This window comes from Paenibacillus alkalitolerans (genome assembly GCF_016482785.1).
Taxonomy (GTDB): Bacteria; Bacillota; Bacilli; order Paenibacillales; family YIM-B00363; genus Paenibacillus_AE; species Paenibacillus_AE alkalitolerans.
Map to the genome: position 1 here is coordinate 1 of NZ_JAEMXM010000031.1, position 26,300 is coordinate 26,300.

Annotated in this window: 30 protein-coding genes and 1 riboswitch; of the genes, 8 read left to right on the plus strand and 22 right to left on the minus strand. The window is 55.0% G+C overall.

Annotated elements, in window-relative coordinates:
* Window positions 1-27: 27 nt before the first annotated feature.
* From JET16_RS31205 to upp, 14 genes are all read right to left on the minus strand, one after another.
* The gene (locus JET16_RS31205) at window positions 28-306 is read right to left on the minus strand and encodes a CGNR zinc finger domain-containing protein (protein ID WP_407673208.1); all 279 of its coding nucleotides are present in this window, start codon (window positions 304-306) and stop codon (window positions 28-30) included.
* Window positions 302-1,123 carry a DUF6062 family protein gene (locus JET16_RS27250; RefSeq protein ID WP_199623526.1) on the minus strand — a complete coding sequence of 274 codons (822 nt, stop codon included), beginning with the start codon at window positions 1,121-1,123 and terminating at the stop codon, window positions 302-304. Before JET16_RS27250 ends, JET16_RS31205 begins: the two co-directional genes overlap by 5 nt.
* 399 nt (window positions 1,124-1,522) lie before the next feature.
* Entirely contained in the window at window positions 1,523-1,933 is a 411-nt protein-coding gene (locus tag JET16_RS27255) for a F0F1 ATP synthase subunit epsilon (RefSeq protein ID WP_199623542.1), read from the minus strand.
* Between the two features lie 17 nt (window positions 1,934-1,950).
* Window positions 1,951-3,348 carry a F0F1 ATP synthase subunit beta gene (gene atpD, locus JET16_RS27260; RefSeq protein WP_199623545.1) on the minus strand — a complete coding sequence of 466 codons (1,398 nt, stop codon included), beginning with the start codon at window positions 3,346-3,348 and terminating at the stop codon, window positions 1,951-1,953.
* 165 nt (window positions 3,349-3,513) lie between these two features.
* Complete coding sequence (atpG, locus tag JET16_RS27265; protein WP_199623548.1) at window positions 3,514-4,377, minus strand: ATP synthase F1 subunit gamma; 864 nt, start codon at window positions 4,375-4,377, stop codon at window positions 3,514-3,516.
* A gap of 23 nt (window positions 4,378-4,400) precedes the next feature.
* Window positions 4,401-5,915 (minus strand): F0F1 ATP synthase subunit alpha, encoded by a 1,515-nt coding sequence (gene atpA / locus JET16_RS27270; RefSeq protein ID WP_199623550.1) that lies wholly within the window; start codon window positions 5,913-5,915, stop codon window positions 4,401-4,403.
* 12 nt (window positions 5,916-5,927) lie between these two features.
* Window positions 5,928-6,473 (minus strand): F0F1 ATP synthase subunit delta, encoded by a 546-nt coding sequence (locus JET16_RS27275; protein WP_199623553.1) that lies wholly within the window; start codon window positions 6,471-6,473, stop codon window positions 5,928-5,930.
* Complete coding sequence (gene atpF, locus JET16_RS27280) at window positions 6,470-6,952, minus strand: F0F1 ATP synthase subunit B (protein ID WP_199623556.1); 483 nt, start codon at window positions 6,950-6,952, stop codon at window positions 6,470-6,472. Before atpF ends, JET16_RS27275 begins: the two co-directional genes overlap by 4 nt.
* A gap of 129 nt (window positions 6,953-7,081) precedes the next feature.
* Window positions 7,082-7,306 (minus strand): F0F1 ATP synthase subunit C, encoded by a 225-nt coding sequence (gene atpE / locus JET16_RS27285; RefSeq protein WP_199623558.1) that lies wholly within the window; start codon window positions 7,304-7,306, stop codon window positions 7,082-7,084.
* Window positions 7,307-7,388: 82 nt separating this feature from the next.
* Window positions 7,389-8,174 (minus strand): F0F1 ATP synthase subunit A, encoded by a 786-nt coding sequence (gene atpB, locus JET16_RS27290; RefSeq protein ID WP_199623561.1) that lies wholly within the window; start codon window positions 8,172-8,174, stop codon window positions 7,389-7,391.
* Between the two features lie 10 nt (window positions 8,175-8,184).
* Window positions 8,185-8,562 carry an ATP synthase subunit I gene (locus JET16_RS27295; protein ID WP_199623570.1) on the minus strand — a complete coding sequence of 126 codons (378 nt, stop codon included), beginning with the start codon at window positions 8,560-8,562 and terminating at the stop codon, window positions 8,185-8,187.
* Complete coding sequence (locus JET16_RS27300; protein WP_199623584.1) at window positions 8,555-8,800, minus strand: AtpZ/AtpI family protein; 246 nt, start codon at window positions 8,798-8,800, stop codon at window positions 8,555-8,557. The genes JET16_RS27295 and JET16_RS27300 overlap by 8 nt, the downstream gene beginning before the upstream one ends.
* 159 nt (window positions 8,801-8,959) lie before the next feature.
* Entirely contained in the window at window positions 8,960-10,105 is a 1,146-nt protein-coding gene (wecB, locus tag JET16_RS27305) for a non-hydrolyzing UDP-N-acetylglucosamine 2-epimerase (RefSeq protein WP_199623588.1), read from the minus strand.
* Window positions 10,106-10,453: 348 nt separating this feature from the next.
* The gene (gene upp, locus JET16_RS27310; RefSeq protein ID WP_199623591.1) at window positions 10,454-11,083 is read right to left on the minus strand and encodes a uracil phosphoribosyltransferase; all 630 of its coding nucleotides are present in this window, start codon (window positions 11,081-11,083) and stop codon (window positions 10,454-10,456) included.
* A 186-nt stretch (window positions 11,084-11,269) separates the two neighbouring features.
* Here upp and spoIIP point away from each other — a divergent pair, with 186 nt between their 5' ends.
* The 5 genes from spoIIP to JET16_RS27335 all read left to right on the plus strand — a co-directional run bounded on the left by spoIIP (window position 11,270) and on the right by JET16_RS27335 (window position 16,712).
* A complete protein-coding gene (spoIIP, locus tag JET16_RS27315; protein ID WP_199623594.1) occupies window positions 11,270-12,508 on the plus strand; it encodes a stage II sporulation protein P in 1,239 nt (412 codons plus the stop codon).
* Window positions 12,509-12,590: 82 nt separating this feature from the next.
* Window positions 12,591-12,938: a hypothetical protein gene (locus JET16_RS27320; RefSeq protein ID WP_199623597.1), complete on the plus strand. Its 348-nt coding sequence runs from the start codon at window positions 12,591-12,593 to the stop codon at window positions 12,936-12,938.
* A 116-nt stretch (window positions 12,939-13,054) separates the two neighbouring features.
* Window positions 13,055-14,434: an ABC transporter substrate-binding protein gene (locus JET16_RS27325; protein WP_199623600.1), complete on the plus strand. Its 1,380-nt coding sequence runs from the start codon at window positions 13,055-13,057 to the stop codon at window positions 14,432-14,434.
* 62 nt (window positions 14,435-14,496) lie between these two features.
* A complete protein-coding gene (locus tag JET16_RS27330) occupies window positions 14,497-15,612 on the plus strand; it encodes a carbohydrate ABC transporter permease (RefSeq protein WP_199623603.1) in 1,116 nt (371 codons plus the stop codon).
* A complete protein-coding gene (locus JET16_RS27335) occupies window positions 15,609-16,712 on the plus strand; it encodes a carbohydrate ABC transporter permease (protein ID WP_199623605.1) in 1,104 nt (367 codons plus the stop codon). Before JET16_RS27330 ends, JET16_RS27335 begins: the two co-directional genes overlap by 4 nt.
* A gap of 343 nt (window positions 16,713-17,055) precedes the next feature.
* On the opposite strand, the gene JET16_RS27340 is transcribed toward JET16_RS27335, so the two are convergent.
* A complete protein-coding gene (locus JET16_RS27340) occupies window positions 17,056-17,850 on the minus strand; it encodes an endonuclease/exonuclease/phosphatase family protein (RefSeq protein ID WP_199623608.1) in 795 nt (264 codons plus the stop codon).
* A gap of 102 nt (window positions 17,851-17,952) precedes the next feature.
* Here JET16_RS27340 and JET16_RS27345 point away from each other — a divergent pair, with 102 nt between their 5' ends.
* Window positions 17,953-18,132 (plus strand): hypothetical protein, encoded by a 180-nt coding sequence (locus JET16_RS27345; protein WP_199623611.1) that lies wholly within the window; start codon window positions 17,953-17,955, stop codon window positions 18,130-18,132.
* Window positions 18,133-18,241: 109 nt separating this feature from the next.
* On the opposite strand, the gene JET16_RS27350 is transcribed toward JET16_RS27345, so the two are convergent.
* Entirely contained in the window at window positions 18,242-18,688 is a 447-nt protein-coding gene (locus JET16_RS27350; RefSeq protein ID WP_199623614.1) for a pentapeptide repeat-containing protein, read from the minus strand.
* A 198-nt stretch (window positions 18,689-18,886) separates the two neighbouring features.
* Here JET16_RS27350 and JET16_RS27355 point away from each other — a divergent pair, with 198 nt between their 5' ends.
* Both JET16_RS27355 and JET16_RS27360 read left to right on the plus strand, forming a co-directional pair.
* Window positions 18,887-19,903 (plus strand): Gfo/Idh/MocA family protein, encoded by a 1,017-nt coding sequence (locus JET16_RS27355; protein WP_199623616.1) that lies wholly within the window; start codon window positions 18,887-18,889, stop codon window positions 19,901-19,903.
* 124 nt (window positions 19,904-20,027) lie between these two features.
* Window positions 20,028-20,735: a hypothetical protein gene (locus tag JET16_RS27360; protein ID WP_199623618.1), complete on the plus strand. Its 708-nt coding sequence runs from the start codon at window positions 20,028-20,030 to the stop codon at window positions 20,733-20,735.
* Between the two features lie 298 nt (window positions 20,736-21,033).
* Here JET16_RS27360 and JET16_RS27365 read toward each other — a convergent pair whose 3' ends face one another.
* From JET16_RS27365 to JET16_RS27390, 6 genes are all read right to left on the minus strand, one after another.
* On the minus strand, window positions 21,034-22,281 hold the full coding sequence (locus tag JET16_RS27365; protein ID WP_199623620.1) for a serine hydroxymethyltransferase: 1,248 nt from the start codon (window positions 22,279-22,281) through the stop codon (window positions 21,034-21,036).
* A gap of 37 nt (window positions 22,282-22,318) precedes the next feature.
* Entirely contained in the window at window positions 22,319-22,951 is a 633-nt protein-coding gene (locus tag JET16_RS27370; protein ID WP_199623622.1) for a TIGR01440 family protein, read from the minus strand.
* A 48-nt stretch (window positions 22,952-22,999) separates the two neighbouring features.
* The gene (rpiB, locus tag JET16_RS27375) at window positions 23,000-23,458 is read right to left on the minus strand and encodes a ribose 5-phosphate isomerase B (protein WP_199623624.1); all 459 of its coding nucleotides are present in this window, start codon (window positions 23,456-23,458) and stop codon (window positions 23,000-23,002) included.
* 123 nt (window positions 23,459-23,581) lie between these two features.
* A riboswitch (ZMP/ZTP riboswitch) is annotated at window positions 23,582-23,661 on the minus strand.
* A gap of 71 nt (window positions 23,662-23,732) precedes the next feature.
* On the minus strand, window positions 23,733-24,314 hold the full coding sequence (locus JET16_RS27380) for a low molecular weight protein arginine phosphatase (RefSeq protein ID WP_199623627.1): 582 nt from the start codon (window positions 24,312-24,314) through the stop codon (window positions 23,733-23,735).
* An 81-nt stretch (window positions 24,315-24,395) separates the two neighbouring features.
* A complete protein-coding gene (locus JET16_RS27385; protein WP_199623794.1) occupies window positions 24,396-24,908 on the minus strand; it encodes a manganese efflux pump MntP in 513 nt (170 codons plus the stop codon).
* Between the two features lie 115 nt (window positions 24,909-25,023).
* Window positions 25,024-26,109, minus strand: a complete 1,086-nt coding sequence (locus JET16_RS27390) for an L-threonylcarbamoyladenylate synthase (protein WP_199623635.1) — start codon at window positions 26,107-26,109, stop codon at window positions 25,024-25,026.
* Between the last annotated feature and the right edge of the window lie 191 nt (window positions 26,110-26,300).

The window sequence follows — 26,300 nt, forward strand, 5'->3', positions numbered from 1 at the left end:
GTTTCATTGTGGAACAAGCGCTGCCATTTATCCGCCTCCTGATTCCGCACGAAGCGGGTAAGTCCTTGTAGGCGAAGTTTTTTCTTGAAACATAAGAATATACCTTTCATATCGCAAAAATTTATAAATCGTCGAATTAAGCCCCGCAGCCTGTTCAGGCTTACGGGGCCTCATTCGCTTCGACTCTGTTTCTGTCTCTCGTAATACCGCCGCATTTTCCCGGTTTCCGCAATCCCGCATACTGCTCCAACGACGGCTCCGGTGTATTCCCCGAACAAGCGGGTCCGCGGACGGATCGAAACTAATCCTTCAATACAAAGTCGCCAAGCCTGTTCCCGCTTTTCAACTTCAACTTGTAAGACGTATCGGTTCCGGGTACCCCAACGTCCAGATGGACGGCTCGTATCCACCCGCCTCTTTCCGCCCCGATGTCGGCTTCCGAATAGCTGTAATTCGCTTTTTTTTCGATTTCGGTGAGGTGCTCGATATATGTATCCAATCGTCCCAGTTGAATTTCAAGCAATTCGTCTAGGATCGCTCTGTCGGGATGATTTTGAATGAGCTGCCGTAGATGGGGATGACACAGCACGCCGCGGTTGCGGTATCGTTCTTTGAAGTCTTCATCCCCCTCATAATAATCGATGATGGATTCCACATACCTCAGCTCGCACGATCTGGCCATTTCACACAGCGGACAGCGATTGTTGGATGAAAAGCTGTCCAAATAACGAACGGTTTCCGTGTCCGTCTTCTTCTTCGGTTCCTCTTTAATGCCTTGCAATATCGATCGTATACGCTGAACGGGGCTTTCTTTACTGACAGCTTCGCCGATCTTATTTCTCTCATTCATAAAAAGTTCCAGCGATGCCCGATGCTGCTCCAGCAGACCCCTGTACATCACGGCATGGGCCACAGGGTCTCCCGCCTCCCTCACCTGCCAAGCATGATGGTTGCAATAGCCTTTGGCACGTATGTAAGATCCCCTTAGCTCCGTATCGGTGAAGCCTTCCCGAAGAATAACCTTGACAGCGCGGTCGATTCTTTGTTCCACAAGCGTGCACACGGCGCAAGTTCCGTGCTGCAACGCATCCCGCAAATCATGATAGAGAACGTATTTGTCCATTGTATTACCGCCTTCCGTGGAGTTGAGGTTATTATTTCCTCCACGTGACAGGACATGCGCTGCAACGAGAAATAGGGAGTTATGTCCCTTCGAGCCTTGTTTTGTCGCCTTTCCCGACTTTTAAGCATACGGGACCCGACTAAATGTACGGATTGGCTGACTAATGGACGATTTCAAGGCGTGAAGATGGCTGAATTAAGCAGCTTTACCCTGATTAATTGTCAGGAAAGGCGACTAATAGAATGAATAAACCCTACTGATTTGTAAGCCAAAAGCCGATTATGTACACATTAGTCGACTTTCCTGACAATTAACACGAGTTAGGCTGTCTATTAAGCCGGTTACTCTGACTATTGCCGCACCAAAAAACCGCCGCCCGAAGGCAGCGGTTAATGACAGCTATAGATCCCGGTTCTTAACGTTAATCCGCAAGAGCGCGCGCTCAAGGGCGCGTTCCGCGCGGCGGAAGTCGACGTTTTCCTGCTGCGCTTCGCGCAAACGCGCTTCCGCGCGTTCACGGGCCCGCGCAGCGCGGTCCACATCGATTTCTTCCGGAAGCTCGGCGCTTTCGGCCAAAATGATGACCTTATCTTTCCGAACTTCCATAAATCCGCCGTGCACGGCGATTACATGGTCTTTCTGCCCTTCGATCTTGGCTGTGACGGCAGCGATGCGGAGGGGAGTAACAATTGGAATGTGGTTAGGCAAAATGCCGAGTTCCCCGTCAATTCCCTTAGCAATCACCATCTTCACTTCTTGCGAGTAAATCTTTCTCTCCGGCGTGACGATCTCCAACAACATTGTGCTCATGGGCTATATACCCCCGATCACAATTTCTTCGCTTTTTCTACTGCTTCTTCGATGGTGCCAACGTAGAGGAAAGCGGCTTCCGGAAGGTCGTCGTGTTTACCTTCGAGAATTTCTTTGAAGCTTCGAACCGTTTCTTTAACCGGCACGTACTTGCCCGGCTGGCCCGTGAACTGCTCGGCGACGTGGAACGCCTGGGACAAGAAGCGCTGCACTTTCCGTGCGCGCGAAACGGTCAACTTGTCTTCATCGGACAATTCGTCCATACCGAGAATCGCAATGATATCTTGCAGTTCCTTATAGCGGGCGAGAAGACGCTTCACGCCTTGCGCCACTTCATAATGCTCATGGCCGACAACTTCCGGCGTCAAGATTCTGGAGCTGGAAGCCAGCGGATCCACCGCAGGGTAAATGCCGAGCTCCGAAATTTTACGCTCCAAGTTCGTCGTTGCGTCCAAGTGAGCGAATGTCGTCGCCGGCGCCGGGTCGGTGTAGTCGTCAGCAGGAACGTAGATCGCCTGGATCGATGTAACCGAACCCTTCTTGGTCGAGGTGATCCGTTCTTGAAGCTGACCCATTTCCGTCGCGAGCGTCGGCTGGTAACCTACCGCGGACGGCATCCGTCCGAGCAACGCGGACACTTCCGAACCGGCCTGCGTGAAACGGAAGATGTTGTCGACGAACAGAAGAACGTCGCGGCCTTCTTCGTCGCGGAAAAACTCAGCCATCGTCAGACCCGTCAAGGCAACGCGCAAACGCGCTCCCGGCGGTTCGTTCATTTGGCCGAACACCATCGCGGTTTTGTCGATAACGCCGGAATCTTTCATCTCGTGATACAAATCGTTACCTTCGCGAGTCCGCTCGCCGACGCCGGCAAATACGGAGATACCGCCGTGTTCTTGAGCGATGTTGTTGATGAGCTCTTGGATCAATACGGTTTTGCCTACGCCCGCGCCGCCGAATAGTCCGATTTTACCGCCCTTCGCGTACGGTGCAAGCAAGTCGATAACTTTAATGCCGGTTTCAAGAATTTCCGCTTGCGTGGACAATTCCGCGAATTCCGGAGCTTCGCGGTGAATCGGCAATACCGCGTCTCGCGACACGTCGCCGGCGTTGTCGATCGGATCGCCAAGGACGTTGAATACGCGTCCGAGCGTAACCGCACCTACCGGTACGGAAATCGGAGCTCCGGTGTCGGCGACTTCGCCGCCGCGCACCAAACCGTCCGTCGATGACATCGCGATCGTACGGGCGACGTTATCGCCTAAGTGAACCGCCACTTCCGCGGTAACGACCGCGTTAGCGTCGCCGGCGGTGCGATACAATTTAATCGCATTGGAGATTCCAGGCAGTTGACCGCGCTCGAACTCTACGTCGACGACCGGCCCCATGACCTGAAGAATGCGTCCTTTGTTCATCGTTTACCCTCCTTGCTCGTAATGGAGCACTACGCGTCAATCTCACGATTGACTTCTTGCTCGTGATAGAGCACTACGCGTCAACCGAAGGTTGACTCCTTGCTCATGATAGAGCACTTCGCGTCAACCGCCAGGTTGACTCTTTGCTCTCTATAATCCCGTTAACTACCCTTGCGCGTTCGCGCCGGCTACGATTTCCGAAATCTCTTGCGTAATGGCCGCTTGACGCGCCCGGTTGTACTGCAGCGTAAGCGTCGAGATGAACTTTGTCGCGTTCTTGGTCGCATTGCTCATCGCCGTCATCCTCGCGCCGAACTCACTCGCTTTGCCTTCGAGAACAGCGCTGTAAATGAGCGTTTCCGCATAACGCGGCAGAATATGATCCAGCACGACTTCGGGACTCGGTTCAAATTCGTAGCTCGCGGTAACGCCTCCGTCCGACTTCACTTCCCCGAGCGGGAGAAGCGTCTTATCGACAGGCTTTTGCGAAATCGCCGAGTGGAACTCGTTGTACACCATCACCAACTGGTCGATCGTGCCTTCTTCGTAAGCTTTCACCGCAGTCGCGGCGATGTCTTTAATATCCGAGAAACGGGGGAAATCCGGCAAACCGGTCGTTTCGAACGCTACGGGTATGTCACGGCGGCGAAAGAAATCGCGTCCCTTGCGCCCGGTGACGAAGATCATATATTCGTCCTTCGAGCCGTGCTTCTCGCGAAGCGCCACCATCACTTTCCTCAGCAGGTTCGCATTGTAGCCGCCGGCCAATCCGCGGTCAGAGGTGATTACCAAGTAACCCGTCCTCTTAATGGGACGCTTCTCAAGCATCGGATGCTTGACGTCGCCGCCGGCGGAAGCGATGCTTGCGATCACTTCCCGAAGCTTGTCGGCGTATGGACGTGCCGACTGGGCCGCGTCCTGCGCCCGCTTCAAGCGTGCAGCGGCGATCATTTCCATCGCTTTCGTGATCTGCTTCGTGTTCTGTATGCTTTTGATCTGCCGTTTAATATCGCGAATGCCTTTAGCCATGTCTATTCACTCTCCTTCCGCGCTTACGCCGAAACGGAGAAGCCCTTTTTGAACTTTTCCACCGCTTCCGTAATGAGCGTTTCGGTGTCCTTGCTCAAATCCTTCGTATCGCGAATCGCGCCGAAGATTTGAGGGTAGTTCGCATCGACATAGGCGAGGAAATCTTTCTCGAAACGGATTACATCGCCAACCGGAATATCGTCGAGGAAGCCTTTCGTCGCGATATAAATCGAAACGACTTGCTTCTCAACCGGCATCGGTTCGTGAACGCCCTGCTTCAATATTTCCATCGTGCGGGCGCCGCGGGTTAAGCGGGCTTGCGTCGATTTATCCAAATCGGAGCCGAACTGCGCGAATGCGGCGAGCTCGCGGTATTGTGCGAGGTCAAGACGCAGCGTGCCCGCGACTTTCTTCATCGCCTTGATTTGCGCGGAACCGCCGACGCGGGAAACGGAAATACCGGTATTAACCGCCGGACGCTGTCCCGCATAGAACAAGTCGGATTCCAAGAAAATTTGTCCGTCCGTGATCGAGATCACGTTCGTCGGAATGTACGCCGATACGTCGGAAGCTTGCGTCTCGATGAACGGAAGCGCCGTCAAGGAGCCGCCGCCGAGCTCGTCGTTCAATTTCGCCGCGCGCTCGAGCAAACGGGAGTGCAAGTAGAATACGTCGCCCGGATACGCTTCGCGTCCCGGAGGACGGCGGAGCAAGAGGGACAATTCGCGGTAAGCCGCAGCTTGCTTCGTCAAGTCGTCGTAGATGATCAAGACGTGCTGGCCTTTATACATGAAATATTCGCCCATCGCGCAGCCCGCGTACGGTGCCAACCAAAGAAGCGGAGCCGGCTCGGAAGCGCCTGCGTTGACGACGATGGAATATTCCATAGCGCCGTGACGGCGGAGCGTTTCCACAACTTGCGCAACGGTGGATTGCTTTTGGCCGATGGCAACGTAGATACAAATCACGCCGTTGCCCTTCTGGTTAAGGATCGTGTCGATCGCAATCGAAGTTTTACCCGTTTGGCGGTCGCCGATAATGAGCTCGCGCTGGCCGCGGCCGATCGGGATCATCGAGTCGATCGCTTTGATGCCGGTTTGCATCGGCTCGTGAACCGATTTCCGGTCGATAACGCCCGGCGCCGGAGATTCCACCGCACGGGCTTCCGTCGTCTCGATCGGTCCTCTGCCGTCTAACGGCTGGCCGAGCGGGTTCACGACGCGGCCGAGCATCGCTTCGCCGACCGGAACTTCCATGATACGTCCCGTACGCTTAACTTGCTGGCCTTCTTTGATTTCTTTGTAAGGACCGAGAATAACGATACCTACATTATCTTCCTCGAGGTTGAACGCATAACCCACAGTACCGTTCTCGAACTCGAGCAACTCCCCGGCCATGACGTTCGAGAGCCCGTGCGCGCGCGCGATACCGTCGCCGATCTGGATGACGGTGCCGACTTCGACCACGCGAGCTTCGGATTGAAACTGTTCTATTTGCTGCTTAATCAGCGTGCTGATTTCTTCGGGTCTGATACTCAATGAACCTCACCCCTATCGTGCTTTATTGAACGATCTTTCCATTTCGGCCAACTGCGTAGCCAAGCTGCCGTCATACAGCGTGTCGCCGATGCGGATACGGACACCGCCAAGGAGCGACGGGTCGACAGCCGGCTCCACGGTTATTTTCTTTCCGGTTAACGCGCTGAATTGCCGCGCGATTTCATCCTGTTGTTCTTCCGTCAGTTCGAACGCTGAAGTTACCGACGCTTTCGCGCGGCCGAGCGCCTCGTCCGCAATCGAAATATAAGCGGAGAGTACCGCGGAAATCGCCGAACCGCGACCGCGTTCAACGAGCAGCTGAAGCGCGTTCATCACGTGGTCCGACACCTTCCCGCCGACAGCGTCCTTCAACGCGCGAATCTTTACGTCGCTGCCGATGTTCGGATGGTCGAAGAACGCCCGCACTTCCGCATTGCCGCCGATCGCCTCGGCTACCGCCGCCAATTGCGCTTGCGTCTCTTCAATCGCACCCTTATCTTTCGCCACTTCGAACAGCGCTTTCGCGTACCTCTTAGCCGCTACCGCCGCGCCGCTCATCGGTTCCCTACCTCTTTCAGGTACTTGTCGATCAGCTGGTCTTGCGCCTTCGGATCGACTTCTTTCTCGATAATCTTGGAAGCGATCTTGACGGACATCTCGCCGACTTGACTGCGAAGCTCCGCAATCGCTTGGTTTTTCTCGTTGACGATATCCTGCATCGCGCTTTCTTTCAAACGCTGAGCCTCAGCCTTCGCGGCTTCGATCATTTCCTCCGCCGACTTCGTGCTGATCTTGCGGGTTTGCTCAACGATATCTTGCGCTTCCTTGCGGGCTTGTTCGATCGCTTTGCGCTGTTCCTCCAGCAAAGCGGAGGCTTCCTTGCGGCTTTTCTCCGCTTGCTCGATTTCGCCGAGAACGTGAGCCTTGCGCTTCTCCATTACGCTGAACAACGGACCAAACGCATACTTATTTAACAGTAAATAAAGAATCGCGAACGCGACAATCGCGAATACCGTTGATTCCCAATGGAAATCCATGTGGGGGTCACTCCCTTCTTTAAGGCGTTCATTCGCAGTCTACGCGGACACCGGGCGAGGCAAAACGAAGGCGCGGAGGCGTTTGGCCATCCCCGCCGAACCTCGCCGGCACTTTCTAAGCAGTGCCTATTAAGCTGCGCCGTAGAACAAGAATGCCAATACGACCGCGATGATCGGAAGAGCCTCGACGAGAGCGACACCGATAAACATTGTCGTTTGAAGCGAACCTTTCAATTCCGGTTGACGAGCGATACCTTCGACCGTCTTGCTGACGATCATACCGTTACCGAGACCTGCGCCGAGCGCACCCAAACCAATTGCGATAGAAGCCGCCAAAAATGCCATTGCACCCATGAATAAAATCCTCCTTGACCTATTGAAAGGTTTATTTAATGTATTGTGTATCCCTTACCTGCAATACAGGCCGAGCCGCCCCTTAATGGTGAGGGGTATCGAGCTCTTGGGACAAGTACACCATCGTAAGCATGACGAAGATGAACGCTTGAATCGCGCCGACGAAGAGCGAGAACCCTTGCCAGATGACCAGACCCGGAATCCCGAATACACCTGCGCCGATTAATACCGCGATCAGAACTTCGCCTGCAAAAATGTTCCCGAACAAACGAAGACCGAGCGTAAGCAGCTTGGCCGCCTGCTTCAGCAGGTTGAGCGGGAAGAACAAAAAGTGCGGTTCGAAATAGTGCTTCAAGTAATGCTTCGTGTTTTGCGTCAATCCTAAGAAGTGTACCAGTAAGATCGTGATGAGCGCGAGTCCCATCGTGACGGACGCGTCGGCCGTCGGCGACTTCCACCAGACCACTTCCGCGTGCGGATGATGGTTGCCGGCTTCATGCTGCTTGTGCAGCGCCTCGGTAACCGATTTCACTTCATACCCGAATACGCTGAATTCTTTGTCGTGTTCGGTAACGACAGCGAACGGCAAGCCGAGCATGTTCCCAATGAAGATGAACATGATGAGCGTAAGCCCGAGCGAGACGAACTGCTTGCCGATCTTCATGTCCATTGTGCTGGAAATGATGTTGCGCACGAAATCGACGACCCACTCCATAAAATTCTGAAGCTTCCCGGGATTCGTCACGGACAAATTCCTTACGGACATGCGTGCAAGTACAAACACGATAATACAGGTGACGGTAATCATGAGGATCGCCGACAAGTCGATGCTAAATCCGCCTACGTCAATAATCGGTGATTCATGCATGTTTCATTTTTCACCCCTTTCCGCGAGGAATACCAAGAAAACCCAATAGGAGTGTTGCCAATTGCGTCACAAAGTATCCGGCGATGACCGCATAAAGATTGATGCCGGGAACTCTCAAAGCGATCACGACCGCCAGAACCGCTACCGCCGCTCTCGTAAGAAATCCCAGATTCGTACGCCGGTACGACTGCGCCGCGGCGCTGTCCGCAATTCGTTTCACCTTACGAAACAGATATATCGCGTTGACCCAGCCGGCAAGCGCCCCGACCGCAAGACCTGCGGCAATCGGACGCGCCGTAGGGAACAAAGCCCAAGTTAGGAGGCAAAAGGACAAAAAAAAGAAGATAAACCTCGTAACGGACCGAAGATGAACGTTCAAATCATCCATCGGCGCCCTCCATGAACTTTTTGATAAGTAGGATGACGCTCCAGACGCCGGCCGCAATTCCGAGCAGCAGTCCCGCAACCATCCACAAGACGCTGCCCGTCAAGCGCTGTATGTACGAGCCGAGAAAAAAGCCCGCCAATACGCAGACGACAAAATCGATCCCGAGAGCATTTACTATTAAAAACGTCTTCCAAGGCCGTACTGGTTTCTTCTTCGGTTCCTTGTTTTCCGCTTTCATCCCTGTAACCCTCACTAATTGTAACGAAGTGTGAGAAGCTTTGTCAATTCTCCTAATTTCAAACATTCCGTGAACGACCGACCCAAAAACCCTTATGCGGCAATAGTTTTCGGCCTTTCACAACCATACAGTACAACTGTATGCTGTTAACTTTGGCGCTTATGGACGAAACGGTTCAGGACGCTTGTCCGAAACTCCGAAATGGTAAAGGACCGCTTGCACGATTCGCTCCGATGCGCGAGCGTCTCCGTAAGGGTTTGCCGCCCGGCTCATTCTCTCGTACAGCGCCTTGTCCGTAAGCAGCGCCCTCGCGCGTTCGTAAATGCGGTCTTCATCCGTCCCGACGAGCTCAAGCGTGCCCGCGTCGATGCCTTCCGGACGCTCCGTCGTGTCGCGAAGGACAAGCACCGGAACTCCGAACGAAGGCGCTTCCTCCTGCAATCCGCCCGAGTCCGTCAAGATCAAATGCGTATGCGGATAGAAGTTGTACATTTCCTCGAGGTCGAACGGATCGACCAGCTTGATTCGCGGATGGCCGCCGAGCATCTCGTGAGCCGGCTCTTTCACCGCGGGGTTCGGGTGAATCGGGTACACGACCGCGATATCGTCGAACTCGTCGGCGATGCGCCGAACGGCGCGGAACACTCTGCGGTGCGGTTCTCCCTGCGACTCGCGGCGGTGCGCGGTCATGAGGACGAGCCTCTTCCCTTGCGCCCATTCAAGCAGCGGGTGACTGTAATTTTCCTTCACGATGTACCGGCCCACGTCCGTTACTGTGTTTCCGGTAATGTAAATCGCGTCCTCCGGCTTGTTCTCCTTGCGGAGATTGTTCGCCGACCAGTCCGTCGGGGCGAAATGCAGATCAGCAAGCACGCCCGTCAACTGCCGGTTCATCTCTTCCGGATACGGCGACAGCTTGTTCCATGTGCGCAAGCCAGCCTCTACGTGCCCGACCTGGATTTGCTGCAGGAACGCCGCAAAGCTGGCAAGGAACGTAGTGATTGTGTCCCCGTGAACAAGCACGATATCCGGCTTTTCTTCCTTCAGCACCGGCTCAAGCCCTTGCAGGACGCGGATGCTCACTTCATTCAACGTTTGGCGCTGTTTCATTACGTTTAAATCGTAATCCGGCCGGATATCGAACGTTTCAAGTACGCTGTCCAGCAATTCCCGGTGCTGCGCCGTCACGCAGACGACCGAATCGATCGTTTCTTTATGCTTCTCAAGCTCGAGTATGAGCGGGGCCATCTTAACCGCTTCCGGCCTCCCGCCGAACACCGTCATGACTTTAATGCGTTTGGTCATCGGTTTCCCTCACCTTTTTCGTAAAATCACTGTCTTAATCAGCCGAGAGGACTCCCACTTCTATAAGGAGAAAATCGGCTCTTCTTTGGATTTATCCGGAAATTAGGTGTTGCTGTTGTGGGTAAATATGGTATAATCTTGATAGGAACGTATGTTCTATGACAACTGAACATTGCGATTGTAGCAGGTACACCATGGCTCTGTTACGTAAAATGTTCAAGCCACCGTAAGAGCCGAGGAAGTGCTGAAGTTTTAATGTTCCAACAGGCTCAAAAGTAGTCCCAAAGGTTTGTCCGCGATTGACACACCAGAAAACCCCATTTCAACTGGAGTAAATGGCGGGAGTATTCATTTCGTTCCGAACAAGCGGTCGCCGGCGTCGCCGAGACCGGGAATGATGTAGCCGTGATCGTTCAAGTAATCGTCGATGGCTGCCGTGTATATATCGACGTCCGGATGCGCTTCCTGCATCGCCCGCACGCCCTCCGGCGCCGCGATCAGACACATGAGCTTGATTTGGACGCAGCCGCGCTTCTTCAAGAGGTCGATCGCCGCGATCGCAGAACCGCCGGTCGCCAGCATCGGGTCGATGACGATCAATTCCCGCTCCGTGACATCGGTAGGCAGCTTGGCGTAATATTCCACGGGCTGAAGCGTTTCCGGATCGCGGTACAGGCCGATATGCCCGACTTTTGCGGCCGGCAGCAGCTTCAGGATACCGTCGACCATTCCGAGACCCGCGCGTAAGATCGGTATGAGGCCGAGCATACGGCCGGAAATAATCTTGCTGTCGGCCTCAGCCACCGGAGTTTTTACCTTGGTGCTCTCAAGCGGTATGTCACGGGTGATTTCGTACGCCATCAGCGTCGCCACCTCGTCGACCAATTCCCTGAAGTCTTTCGTATTCGTGCGCTCGTCGCGTATGTATGTAAGCTTGTGCTGGATTAGCGGATGGTCGCACAGAAACACTTTCCCCATGCGCTTAGGCCTCCTGACTATGGTCGTTATAAGCAAAAATCTTAACCATTATAACATTGTCCTACTTTGCATGCACCTATGCCCGGCCTTCTTAGGTTCTACCCCCTAGCAACAGTTCATAGAATCCTAATACTAGCGCAAAAGGACTCTATCACACCGCACAATCGGCAAGGAGAAGAGCAAACCATGAAATGGAAGCACGTCGGACGATTTCTCGCCGAAACGGCCGGAAGTTTGGCCAGGGCATTCGGAACGGTAGTTGTATGGTGCATTGTGGGCATTTTCGCGGTCGTCACGATCGTCTCTATTCTTTGGAAGATGGAAGATACGCCGGTACGCGGCTTGGAGGGAGCGGCGGCGTCTTTGCCGAGCGTAGTATTCATCGATATGCTCGGAATGGAGGTCCGGCAGCTGCCGCAGGACGCCAATTCGTCCTCGTTCTCCTCGGAGAAAGTGACCGGGTTTCTTACGCGGCTCGCTACGGGCGTCGACATCGGGGATCCGCGCACCCTGGCCGCCCAAGTGCTGCCGGGCGCTCCGAATAACGAATACGTGATTCTCGTTCGCGGCAAAGATACGGAGGCGCACGAATTCCCGTTGGAAATACCTCCGTCTCCGGATTTGGGGCTGCACGAGGAGCCTGCGGAAGACGGCAATTCCGGGCAGGATCCCGCGCAGCCGAATGACGGTACGCCCGGAACACCGGAGGCGGATCCGGAGCCGAACACGCCGCCGGCCGCCGACTTGTCCAAAAAAATCGCATTCGTCTATCACACCCACAATACGGAATCATACTTGCCCGAGTTGGACGGCGAGACGAAGCCGGATCGTGCCTATTCGCTCAAAGACAGTTCCATCACCGTAACGGCTGTGGGCAAACATTTAGTCGAGCGTTTGGCGGACAAAGGGATCGGAGCGCTGCATAACGAATCGGCCTACAGTTGGAAAACGGCTTACACGCAGTCAAGGAAAACAGTGAAAGCCGTTATGCAGAAAAATGCCGAACTGCAGTTTATCCTTGACCTCCATCGCGATTCGGCCCGAAGGGAGAAAACCACTCTTACGAAAGACGGCAAGACTTACGCAAAGCTTTGGTTCGTCATCGGCAAGAGAAATCCCGAATTTGAAAAAAATTTCAAATTTGCCGAAGAGATCAGCAGACGGGTGGATGAGAAAATTCCCGGTCTTTCAAAGGGGGTTGTCGGCAAACTGGAAGGATCGAACGGCGAGTTCAACCAATCCCTTTCTCCTCAAAGCGTGCTAGTCGAAGTCGGAGGCGTTGATAATTCGTTGGAAGAGGCGAAAAGGTCCATGGAGATCCTGGCTGAGGCGCTTGCGGAAATGTATTGGGATAGCGAAGAAACCGAGGAAGCGAGTGCGCCCGTTGCGTCCGCTCAAGAAGCGGAATCTCAGAAGAACCAATAACGGGTTTTATTTTCCTGAGGATTTGGTTACCTTAATTCCGAACAACCGGCGCATGACCGCTTAAGAAAAGAGGTAACGGAAGATGCAGATGGGAATGGGCGAAATGACGGACTGGCTTCTCGGCCATGTGAACGAATCCGTGATCATCCGCAAGGAAGAAGAAGGCGACGTGGATCAAGTAATGCTGGAATTAGAGAAAATATCGTACCGCGCGGGACAACCCGAAGCCGACGATTATGTGGATGACGACCGGATCATATTGCACGGCAAAGGAAAGATAGCCGCAGACGAAGAGGGCGGCGCCTCCGGCCTGCCAAGGAATTCTTACGAAATTGCGCTCGAGGGCGATTGCAGCGGCACATTGCAAAACAACGAACTGTTGATCCGCACGGAAAGAGCCGTTTACCGCGTCGCACCGGTCCGCCAATAAGCTTTCAACACGCAGCGTTCGCACAGGCGGACGCTGTTTTTTCTTTGCATGATTTCGCCAAAGCCGAGGGATACTGGTAACCGAGCATGAATCTTCATCAACGAGGGGGCACAGGCATGACTAAGAAATACCGTTCTTCCTTCCTGGCAATCCTGCTTCTCATCGGCATATTGGTTACATCTTGCGCCGGCGCGGCTGATGATAACGCGGGAGAAACGCCGCCGGCCGGCGACGGTGACGCGGCTGCCGGACAAGGCACCTTCTTGGAAAGAGCCATGAATAAAGAATTTGCCGGTACGGCGGTCAAAATGTTCGGTCCTTTCACCGACGAAGACGCCGTGAAATTCGACGCCGCGATAAAGCCGTTCGAGGAGCAAACCGGCATCGACATTCAATACGAAGGCTCCAAAGAATTCGAAGCGACGATCGCCATCCGCGTGAACGGCGGCAACGCGCCGGATATCGCGGATTTCCCGCAGCCGGGTTTGCTCGCGAATTTCGTCAAGGACGGCAAGGTGCTGGACGCCGGCACATTCTTGGACATGGACAAGTTGAAGCAAAACTACAACCAAAGCTGGCTCGACATGGCGATGATGGACGGCCCCAACGGCGATATTATGGCGGGCGTCTGGCACCGGGTTAACGCAAAGAGCTTGGTCTGGTATCCGAAGAAAGAATTTGAAGAGGCAGGATATAAGATTCCGCAGACGTGGGACGAGTTGATCGCCCTGTCCAACCAAATCGTCGAAGACGGCGGCACGCCATGGTGTATCGGCATCGAATCCGGCGCCGCCACCGGCTGGCCCGCGACGGACTGGCTGGAAGAGATCATGCTCCGCACCACGTCGCTCGAAAACTACGATAAGTGGACGACCGGCGAGCTTCCTTTCACCGACGAATCCGTAAAGAACGCCGTCAAGAAAATGTCTGAGATTTGGTTAAACAACGATTATGTGTACGGAGGACGCAAAGCGATCGTAACGACGTTCTTCGGAGATTCTCCGAAGCCGATGTTCGACAATCCGCCGGGCTGCTATATGCATAAACAAGGCAACTTTATTACGAGCTTCTTCCCTCCAGGCTTGGCCGCGGGTGAAGATTACAGCTTCTTCTACCTGCCGCCGATCGACGAACAATTCGGTAAGCCGGTCCTTGTTGCGGGCGACTTGATGGCCGCTTTCAACGACCGTCCGGAAGTTAGAGCCGTAATGGAATTTTTCACGACGGGCGAATCGGTGAGTGGCTGGGTCGCATCCGGCGGCGCGATTTCACCGCATAAGGACCTTCCGCTCGACGCTTACACGAACGAGGTCGACCGCGGCATTGCGGAGATTATCCTGAACGCGGACAGCGCCCGATTCGACGGATCCGACTTGATGCCTGGCGCCGTGGGCGCGGGCACGTTCTGGAAAGGCATGACCGACTATATAAGCGGCACGGTCGATCTGGATGAAGCGATGACGGAAATCCAAGCAGGCTGGACGACCGTGAAGTAAAACACGAAACGATAAGCGGCGGAGCCCTCCGCCGTTTTTTCTCTAGAAAGGTGGATTCACTCATGAACTCGACCGGACAACCTCCGAACCGGCGGAAGAAACAACCGTTTACCGGCCGTTTGGCGCTGCTCTCCGTCGTTGTGCCCGCGGCTGCCGTTTTATTGGTTTACGTGGTGTTTCGGTTTTTGCGGGACATAAACCAAGGCTTGCACCCGGTCGTGCAAACCGTCAGCGCCATTGTAGTAGGCGTCGGAGGCTTCGCGCTCGCGTACTTTGCCGTTCACTGGCTGGTGGAACGATATCCGGACTGGGTGAAAGAGCATGTCCAACCGCTCGTGTTTATCGGCCCCGGCATAGGCCTCCTCACCTGGCTGCTGTTCATCCCGACCATCCGGACGCTTTATTTAAGCTTTCTGGACGCAAGAGCGAAACGTTTCGTCGGGCTTGCAAACTATGTGACCGTGTTCACGGAACGGACGCTCGTCACCGCGCTTCGGAACAACCTGTACTGGGTCGTGCTGGGCACATTCGCTTGCGTATCGATCGGTCTGTTGATCGCAATCCTCGCCGAACGGAGCAAATTCGAAAGACTGGCCAAAGCGCTTATTTTCTTGCCGATGGCCATATCGTTCGTTGCGGCGGGCATTATCTGGCGGTTCATTTACTACTACACGCCCGGCAACCAGCCTCAGATCGGGCTGTTGAACGCGATCGTCACGGCGTTCGGGGGCGAACCGCAAGCTTGGACTTCGCTCGTTCAGCCGTGGAACAATTTCTTCCTCATTGTCATCTTGATTTGGATACAGACGGGTTTCGCCATGGTCATATTTTCAGCCGCGATCAAGGGCGTGCCCGACGATCTGTTGGAAGCCGGACGAATGGACGGAGCGAATGAAGTCAGAATCTTCTTCTCCATCATCATCCCGTTCATTCAAAGCACGATCGTTGCCGTCACAACGACGATTATCGTGTTTACGCTGAAAATCTTCGATATCGTCATCGTCATGACCGGCGGACAGTACGGTACGGAGGTCATCGCGACCCAGTTTTACCGGCAGTTCTTTACATACGGTAATTCCGGAGTCGGCTCAACGATCGCAATCGTTCTCCTAATAGCCGTCATACCGGTCATCATCTACAACTTGCGGACGTTCCGACAGGAAGGAGGATTCCGATGAAAGCTAAGGCGCGGAAAAAGCGGATAACCGCCGGACAAATCATTATTAATGCCGCATTGGCGCTCATCGTGCTCATCTGGACGATTCCGGCATTCGGCTTGCTGGTATCTTCGTTTCGAACCCCGGACGCCATACTCGGTTCGGGCTGGTGGACGGTTTTGCCGCACAGGGAGTATGCGATGGCCGAGCAAATCCAACTGCCGAAAGAAACATCGCTGCGCGCACCGATTGAAGTGCCGGGGTACGGAACGTATACGAACAGAGAACTGCTCGAGGGCGTGCCTTTGGAGGGAGGGCAGCGTCTCGTGTGGGCTGACCGCCGCGAGCGGCTACTGAACGTGGAGACTTTGGATTGGACCGCCAACTGGAGCTTTACACTGGATAACTACCGAAATGTGTTGACTGGCAAGACGTTTGAAGTCAATATCGGGGGCACAACGCAGACCGTCAGAGGAGACAACTTGTCGCGCGCCTTCCTGAATACCGTTACCGTTACGCTGCCTGCAGTCGTCTTTCCCATTCTTCTCGCGTCGTTCGCGGCGTACGGTTTTGCTTGGATGAGGTTTCCAGGCCGTAAATCGATGTTCGTCATCGTCATCGCCTTGCTCGTCGTACCGCTGCAGGTAGCGCTCATCCCGGTGTTAAGGGATTACACGACTCTAAACATTAACGGCACCTATTTGTCCGTGTGGCTTGCGCATACCGGCTTCGGCTTGCCGCTCGCCACGTACTTCCTGTTCAACTTCATCAGCCAGCTGCCCAGAGACATCTTTGAATCCGCGTTTATCGACGGCGCCGGCCACTATACGATCTTCACCCGGTTAATACTGCCGCTTGCGGTGCCGGCGATCGCATCCATCGGCATATTCCAGTTTTTATGGGTATGGAACGATTACCTGGTCTCGCTCGTCTTTCTTGGCAACCAGCCGAACGTGCAGGTGCTGTCCATGCGCCTCGCGGATATGGTCGGCTCCCGCGGCAACGATTGGCACCTGCTGACCGCCGGCGCGTTCGTATCGATGATTGTTCCTTTGATCGTGTTCTTCTCGCTCCAACGTTACTTCATCCGCGGGCTGCTTGGAGGCTCGGTGAAGGGATAAGATGCGGCTGCTCCTGAGGGGCAGCTTTTTTGCTCGGCTAGTGGCCTTTTGAAATTAGAGGACTAGAAAATAGAGGAACCACAGACCGTTATCGTAGCATTTTTGCCATATACCAAAACTATAGAGGAAGTAGAGGGTTTTATTCGAACGATTTAACTCGTCTTTTCCACATTTCCATCACAATAGCGCCCCCCAGTTCCTCTATTTTCGAAATTCTCCGGAAAACCAGGCTTACAACGCCCCCAACTTCCTCTATTTTCTCAATGACGCATTACATGGTGTTATCGTGTAACGCAAAGTGACCCACTGTAACACAAAGTGATGTAACACCCGACGTTACCCGCTACGGAAGCGAAATTCGGGCGATTACCGGATAATGATCCGACGGGTATTTCCCGGCATACCGGTCCCGATCGACGACGATACGGTCGATAAACACGTCTTCGGTGGTGAAGATGTAATCGATCGGTTCACCGCCTGCCCTGCCGCCGCGAAAGCCGTGATAAGTGGCGCCGACGGCCGCCGTGCCTCCGGGATACGCGCCGTAGGCGTCAACCAGCCGGCAAGGCGGGGCGCTTAACTGCGCCACCGCCGGACGGCGGGGCCGCGTGTTGAAGTCGCCCAGCAAGACGGCGGGCTCACCGGCGCAGGCGCGGCGCTCGATCAGGCGCGCCGCCGCAAGCGCCGCGCCGCGCTCGCGCGCAAGGCCGCTAATGTGGTCCAGATGCACATTGTAGACGGCCAGTCGCGCTCCCGAACCGTCGGCCGCTTCGAATGCTGCCCACGTGCATATGCGGGGGAATGCCGCACCCCATCCGCGGCTGCCCGGCTTCTCCGGCGCCGGGGAGAGCCAGAACGTCCCGTGCTCCACTGGCGTCCAATGCTCTTTCGCAAAGTAAATCGCGCAATGCTCGCCTTGGGAGCCTCCGTCCCGGCCCTCACCAATGCGCGCATAACCGGGAAGCAGCGAATCCAGCTCCTCCAGCATAAGCGGAAGCCCTTCTTGGGTGCCGATCAAATCCGCCCCGGCGGACAAAATCGCTTCCGCCGCGCCTCGCTTCCTGCACCTCCAAGCGTTGCGCCCGTCCATCCATGAATTCCTCCGCAAATTAAAGGTCATCACCGCTGTTTGCCGCATCGCCGCCGCCTCCTTTTTTCCCAAATATTATAACCTCTCGTAAAGGATTTTTTTGCCGGATGTCAGAAATTATTTATAACCAAAAAAACATTCGGGAGCCGTATGGAAAAAGAAATCGTATTGGGGCAAACAAAGCATAGCGGCGACGGCGATGAAGAAGCCGCATTAATCGAACGGGCGCAGCTTCTTCATGACGCCAAACAAGCGGAAGAAAAGGGATTGCAGGCATTGGAGCGGCTGCGGGATGCTCTGTCGCCGCTGCACGACGAAGCTGATCAATGAACCAAAAAAATTAACCGGATTCCGCAGGTAACGGGGGATCCGGTTTTGATTTCCATTCGTGCGCGTGCCTCCCAGGAGATGCTCGACAGCCTGCGAGCCTTCGTTTTCGTTACTCCGTTCGTTGATTCAGCAGTTCTTCGATCAATATGCCGTTGATTCGCAGCCCTTCTATTTTGCAGTTAGTCAGATTTACATTCGTCAAGTCACAACCGGTGAACGTGCTGCCGGCGACTGCGACATTATCGAATACGACAGGTTGATCCTTCGCACCTGCGTTACGAATCGTTACCCCGCTAATATTCGCTCCGTCGATCGTAAGCCGGCTCAAATTCGCATCGCTGATTTTGCCGTCCCTCATATTCATATCGTTGAAATGGCAGTTGCTTAAGTCCGCATAAGTAACTTTGACGCGGGGCAGGGAAATGTCGTGAAATGTGACGTTTTCCGCACGGCAGTCGTTGAATTCGGAGCCGGAAATATCCGAATTTCTAACGACAAGCTTTTGTTTGGGCTCCCTCTTGTCCAGTATTTCGATCAAAACTTCATTTTCATTCAAATCGTTCGCCTCGCTTTCGTTTTTTTAGGATCGCTCATTTTCGCCTGTCCGGTTAATAGATGCCATAAGAACAAACTTTTGGACATGTAATTTCAAAAATAATATTTTTGTACGATAAAAAGTTAACTCCGTTCATGGGACAGGAGCCTCGTTTGCGCTACAATAGTGCCATCACATGCATCAGAGGAGTGGCGGAACATGGCTAAATTTAATGTGGCTGTCGTCGGCTGCGGAGGAATGGCGAGGAAATGGGTCGAAGGCGCGCTTCGCCGTGACGATTGCGAAATTGTCGCTTTTGTCGACATAAATGCTGAGAACGCCGAGCGGTACCGGAACGAATTCGGCGTCGGTCAAACGTTCACCGATGTGCGGACGGCGATCGGGGCGACGGGCACAAATCTTGTGTTTGACGTTACGATACCGGAAAGTCATTTCACCGTTGTGACGACAGCTTTAGAGATGGGATGCGACGTGTTCGGGGAAAAGCCGATGGCCCATTCGATCGACGCGGCGCGCCGCGTAATAGAAACAGTCGAACGTACCGGACGCACCTATTCCGTGATGCAAAACCGCCGTTATATAAAGAACATCCGGGCACTTGGAGAAGCCGTAACTTCAGGCGTCATAGGAGAGCCGGGATTCATATGCGCCGACTTCTTTATCGGAGCGCACTTCGGCGGATTCCGCGAGGCGATGGATTCTCCGTTGATCCTCGATATGGCCATTCACACGTTCGATCAAGCCCGGTTCATTACGGGCAAAGATCCGGTCGCCGTATATTGCCACGAATTTAATCCGAAAGGTTCTTGGTATAAGGGAAACGCTTCGGCGGTCTGTATTTTCGAATACGCGGACGGTTCCGTATTTAATTACAGGGGATCGTGGAGCGCTGAAGGGCATCCGACTTCATGGGAAGCGGAGTGGCGCATCGTCGGAAGCAAAGGAACGGCCATGTGGGACGGCAAGAACGCGCCTTATTGCGAGGTTGTCATTCCTCCGCAGGAACGCGTCTTCTTGAATTCCTACAACCGGGTCGAGGCCGAAACGACTTGGACCGGAAGAGAGTACCATGACGGTTGTTTTGACGAAATGTTCGCCGCTCTGATCGAAGGCCGCCCGGCCGAAACCGACTGCCGCGACAATATCAAGAGCGTGGCGATGGTTTACGGGGCGATAGAGAGCGCAAGAACGGGCAAGAAAGTGATCTTGGGATAATCGGCGGAAAAGCACCCGCTCCCGGTGAAGGGAATGAGTGCTTTTTTTTATTCGGGTGGAACTTAAAATGTGAAAAGCGCGTTTGTATGATATACAAATCATATAAGGGAGATTATAGGAAGCAATGCTCAAAAAACTACTTTTACTTTGGTTATTTGCAATATTGGTTGGGGGGTGCGGGTTCGCGGATGATAAAGAGGCAGAGCCTGATTCATCCCAAACAGAAACGGTCGGCACGCAGCCTTTATCAGAGAAAACGGAATTAGCGGCTGCGGACGGTGTTACTCTTTACGGCGGCAAAGAAGAGGGTGGGGTTTTTAGAGTGATAACGATTAAAACCGGCAATACGGAAAAAAGCTTTTCCTGGTCGACGGTAACAAACGAGTCCTACTTTCCTGATCTTAAACTCATTGATACGGATCAAGACGGAAACGATGAGATTGTCATAATTGTAACTAAGGGGTATGGCACCGGTGTATATGATCAGGAAATTCATGTCCTTAACGAAGAGGATCTCTCTGAGATGCCTGTGGAAAGTGCAATTGAATTTATTAACGGCAGTGCGAAATCGGAAATTGTGAAGGCCTATGGCAAAATGAAGGTTACTCTCGATATTTCGGGTGAAAAGTTCGAACAGAGCTATGAGGAATCGTTTGCAGCGGTTTGGCATGACAAAGTCGGGTTCGGGTCGATTGTCCGTTATCAACTCGAGGACAATAAAATTGTTGCCGTTATCCCAGGCAATATTTCACCGGCTGGGTTTGTCGTTGATGTGAAGCTGGAGTACGGTGCTGATCTGAAGGTTGAGCATGTGGAGATTGTTGAAATATAAGTTGCATAGAAGCAAGACTACAATTAGAGGAAGTTTGCCTTGCGGCATAAGAATTCACCTTTTGCCGTTTATGACTCATCGTGCAGCCTTTTTTGATTAAAGGATTTTCAGGTACCTATTTATGATCATTGCTGCCTTTCAGCGGCGCATAGGGGATTTGCGGGTGCTTATTTCCACATAGTTCATGGGAAAAGCCGGCGTTCCGGCAAAAATAAGTCCCTGAAAATCCCCTATCGCTAACGCCGCCTCATCAGTACGGAGCAAATAAGTACCTCAAAGTCGCCTATTTACGGCTGAATTAATACTTCAAATTCGGGTACAGCGGATATTTCCCCGTCAGATCGTGCACCATGCCTCGCGCTTTCTCGATGACGGCAGCGTCCTTAGGCGACTTGAGCACCATGGCGATAATGCGGGCGATCGCGCGCATGTCGTCCTCGTTCATGCCCCGCGTCGTCACCGCGGGAGTGCCGATGCGGATGCCGGAGGTGACCATCGGGCCGGCCGGATCGTTCGGAATCGCGTTCTTGTTCGCGGTAATGCCGACCTCGTCCAGCACCTTCTCCGCTTCCTTGCCTGTAATGTTCAAGCTGCGGAGATCAACCAGCATTAAGTGGTTATCCGTTCCGCCGGACACGAGGTTGACGCCTTCGGACAGGAGCTGGTCCGCCATCGCTTTCGCGTTGGCCACCACTTGCGCCGCATGCGTCTTGAAATCCGGACGGAGCGCTTCGCCGAAGGAGACTCCCTTCGCGGCGATCACGTGCATGAGCGGACCGCCTTGCGTGCCGGGGAATACGGCCTTGTCGATCGCGGCCGCCCACGGCTTGCGGCACAGAATGAGGCCGCCGCGCGGACCGCGGAGCGTCTTATGCGTTGTCGACGTAACGAAGTGAGCGTGCGGCACCGGGTTCGGATGTAAGCCGCCGGCAACGAGTCCCGCGATATGCGCCATATCGACCATGAACAGCGCGCCTACATCGTTCGCGATTTGGCCGAGCGTTTCGAAATCGATGATCCGCGGATATGCGCTCGCTCCCGCGACAATCAGCCTCGGGCGGTGCTTGAACGCCAGCTTGCGCACTTGGTCGTAATCGATGTAATGCGTTTCTTCATTCACGCCGTACGCGACGAAATTATAAAGAATGCCGGATGCGTTCACCGGGCTGCCGTGCGTCAAGTGGCCGCCGTGCGCCAAGTTCATGCCGAGCACCGTATCGCCCGTATTGAGCGCCGCCAAATATACCGCCATGTTCGCTTGAGCGCCGGAGTGCGGCTGTACGTTCGCGTGCTCGGCCCCAAACAGCTGCTTCACCCGGTCGCGCGCCAAATCTTCAACGACGTCCACATATTCGCAGCCGCCATAATAGCGGCGTCCCGGATAACCTTCCGCGTACTTGTTCGTCAACACCGATCCCATCGCCTGCATGACCGCTTCGCTAACGATATTCTCGGATGCGATCAATTCCAAATTGCGCTGCTGCCTGCCCAGCTCCTCACCCATCGCCTTAAGCATGTCCGGATCTTGCGACCGCAAATGTTCCATGTTCGTCCACTCCCCAACTATTTGGTCTGAAATTTCGCTATATGTCTTCCATCGTAAGCGTCCCGGTATCCGAAGCGGCCGGCACAGGCTCAATGCCTTCCTGCGGCAGCGTGTAGACCGCCCTTATGCCGCCGACCAGCTTCGGGCGCGAATACGCGGCGTTCACCCGGGCGGCTCCGACAGTTCGTACCGACGGTCTGAACGGAACGGCCACCCGGCGAAGATGCATTCCGATGAGCGTCTCGCCGATGTCGATGCCCGCATGCGCCCGCACCTCTTCGACGATCACGCTGTCGGGCAGGTGGCGGTAGGCCCAAGCCGCCATCGCCCCTCCGGCTTTCGGCACGGGAACGACGCTGACGATCTCAAGCCCGTACCGCTCCGCGGCTTCCCGCTCCACAACAAGCGCTCGGTTCAGATGTTCGCAGCATTGGTAGGCGATGTAGCAGCCCGTCTCGTTCCGGAACCGCTGCAGCCCGGCGAACAATGCCGCCGCCACATCGGATGTTCCCGCCGTGCCGATCCGGCTGCCGAGAACCTCGCTCGTGCTGACGCCTGCCGCGACAAGCTGACCGGCACGCAATCCGCCGGCATCAGCCGTTTCCTTCGCGATCGTATACGCGTCGTCCGCCAAACTTTTCAAATCCAACTTAGTTTCCGCCACGGACATCCACCTCCCGCGATTTGTTTCGCTGCGTGTGCCAAGACGTAAACGGCGTTACGGATGAAGAGACTGCTGCGCCTCTAACGATGTCACCTTTGCGATACGGTTTTTGTGTCTTTCACCTTCGGAGAATTGCGCAGCGAGCCAAGTGCCGATTATTTCTTGCGCTAACCCGGGGCCGACCACTCGCTCTCCCATCGCCAACACATTCGAGTCGTTGTGCTCCCGCGTCGCTTTGGCGGAGAACACATCGTGAACAAGCGCGCAGCGTATTCCCGGTATTTTGTTGGCGGCGATCGACATGCCGATGCCCGTTCCGCAAATAAGGATGCCGCGGTCGGCTTCTCCGGAAATCACTTTGTTGCACACCGCGGACGCAAAATCGGGATAGTCTACCGAATCCGGCCCGTGGGCGCCGAAATCGTCCACTTCATGGCCTAACGAACGAATGAAATCAAGAAGTTCCGCTTTGAGCCGGTATCCGGCATGGTCCGCACCGATTGCTATTCTCATCGTACACGTCTCCCTTGCTTCGATGAATTATGGATAACCGCATTCGAACTAAATCAGAACACCTTTTCCAACCCATATTATACCCCAAGATGCAAAAAAGAGCATACGACACTTGCGTGTCGATGCTCTTGCCCAGGCGACCGGCGTATGCCCCGATGCTCCATTGTGGTGATCCACGAATGTCGCCAGTTACATCAGGGTCGACGTATGTTGACAACATCATATCGCATCCCGCCTGCATTGTAAAGAGGCAACGGCCGGCGCGGGAGGCGGTCTAATTCATATACTTGCGAATAATGATCCGGATCGCTTCCTCCATCTCTTGGGCAACCGCTTCGTATGTCTGGAGAGGCCCGCCGATCGGATCGCCGATATCGAAGTCGGGAAGCTTGCGTTCCAATTCATGTACCTGATTCCGTTCGTCCATAGTGACCGGTTGATTAAGCGCCATCTTCAATTGCAGATCGGCGATCAATGCTTCGCGGTCGCGCAGCAGCGCTACCGTATCCGGGTTGTCGTACGCAAACTCTTTAAGCGTGTACGTCTTTTCCACCGCTTGCGGGAAAGCTTCCAACAAGTAACGCTTGTGCTGCGACGTCATGGTAAAAATCGTATCGGCCCACTCCACCAGCTCCGCCGTCAGCTCCGAAGACTGGAACGAATGTCCGTCTTTGATCCCCCGTTTTTTCAAAACCGTTGCCGAATGCCGTGACATCGGCGCGCCGTTAATAGCGGAGACGCCGGCAGATCTGGCTTCCGCGTCGAATCCCTGCTCCTTCGCCAGCTTGCGGAACAGCGATTCCGCCATCGGGCTCCGGCACGTATTTCCGGTACATACAAATAGAAAATGCTTCACGAGCGATAGTCCCCTTTCCTTCTTTCGGACCGATGTGAAGCATGCGTGCATGCTATGTGTCTATTGTAAACCAAATAACGGTTAAATTAAAAACAAAATTCCAAATGCAAGCAAAATCGCCCCGCCCAGCGCTTCGCCGTACTCGCCGATCATGCGGCCGACCCCTCTTCCGATCAGCAGCCCTGTGGCCGACATTAAACCGCCGAACAACCCGAACATGATGACGGTCAAAATGAGGTCGGAAGCAAACATGCCGAGCGTTACTCCGACAGACAGCGAATCGACGCTCACGCTCATCGCAAATGCAACCAATCCGACCAAAGAGCCGTGATCTATGGACTGGACATTGTCGCCTCTTACCGAGCTGTAGATCATGTGGCCGCCGAGAGCGATCAATAACCCGCCGCCGACCATAACGGCTACGTCGCCAAGGAGAGTGCTTACATATTTCCCCGTGAAAAATCCGACCAACGGCATAAACACATGGAAGACTGCGATCGTCGAGCTGATCTTCGCGACGTTCATCAACCGGACGCCTCTCATCCCGACTCCGAGACTTAGCGAGAATGCGTCCATCCCGAGCGCCGCCGCCATGAGGAGGATGGTGAGCGTCTGCCCCAAATGTTCGTTAATTTCCGCCAAATCTTCCCCCTCCTGTTTGTCCGATTATCATTACACATGCTTATGCGGACAAGGAGGGAAACATGTCTTACGGCACGATAATCTTGCAGCCGCCGGCGGCCTTCTCCAGCCGGTTCATGAAGGCGAGGCCGAGACCGGAAACGTCGATGGCCTCGGCATATATGCGCGCGATGCCGCGGGCGTCGCAGTCTCTTAATGCGGCGTACAGCTTCTGCGCCGCAGCGGTTGCGTCGCCCCGGACGCCGAGGGCGGCGGTGTAGTCGGCGCGGTACGGCAGCGCCGCGCCGGGGGTTTGCGCGAACGCGAGCACCGCCGTTCGCAGCCCTTGCGCCGCGTCGGCGTCGACGCGCGCTTGAATGTGCGCGCGGACCGCATCCGCGGCGCCTTCCACCACGCACAAGCGCCCCTTCGGGGCGTAGTGCGTGTACTTCACGCCGGGGGAACGCGGAGCTCCCCCGGCGTCTGCGGCGGCGGTCGCGCCGTCCGCCGCCACAACGAATCCGGCGGCTCGCAGCGCTTCCGCCGTCACGCCACCGGGCCGCAGCACGCGTACGGCCCCGGTATCGCGGTCGACGAGCACGACCGTCGACTCCAGCCCGACGTCGGCGGCGCCTCCGTCGACGATACCGTCAATGCGGCGTTCCAGATCGTCCCGCACATGCGCGGCGACCGTCGGACTCGGCCGCCCGGAACGGTTGGCGCTCGGCGCCGCCACCGGCACCCCCGCTTGCGCGATCAGCGCAAGCGCAACCTCGTGCGCGGGCATGCGCACCGCCACCGAATCGAGCCCCGCCGTCACGCGGGGCGATACCGCGCCGGGCCGAACCGGCAGCACAACGGTCAGCGGCCCCGGCCAAAACCGCTCCATGAGCCTGCGCTCCGTCTCGCCAACCGACGCCGCCAGCGCTTCAGCCGCCTCTATACTCGCCACATGCACAATGAGCGGGTTGTCCGACGGCCGGCCTTTGGCGGCGAAAATCCGCTCCACCGCGCCGGTGTTCCGCGCATCCGCCCCAAGCCCGTACACGGTCTCGGTCGGAAACGCTACGAGCCCGCCCTCGCGCAGCATGGACGAAGCCTCCGAGAGCCGTTCCCGGAGGCTTTGTTTATCGATATTTGTTACATCCCATATGTATGTGCGTATCGCTGACATTTTGGTGATCGTCCGTCCTTTTGTGCAAATAGCCGTCTATTCTTCGCGAAACATTTGTACCCCCATCATAGCGAAAACGAGTCCGCGAAAGCAACTTCGGCGCCTGGTGTCACACCCTCACTGTGCGATCTGGGGCGGAGATCCATACATTTCGTTGAAAACCTTTCTAAACTGTACCGGTACAGACTCCA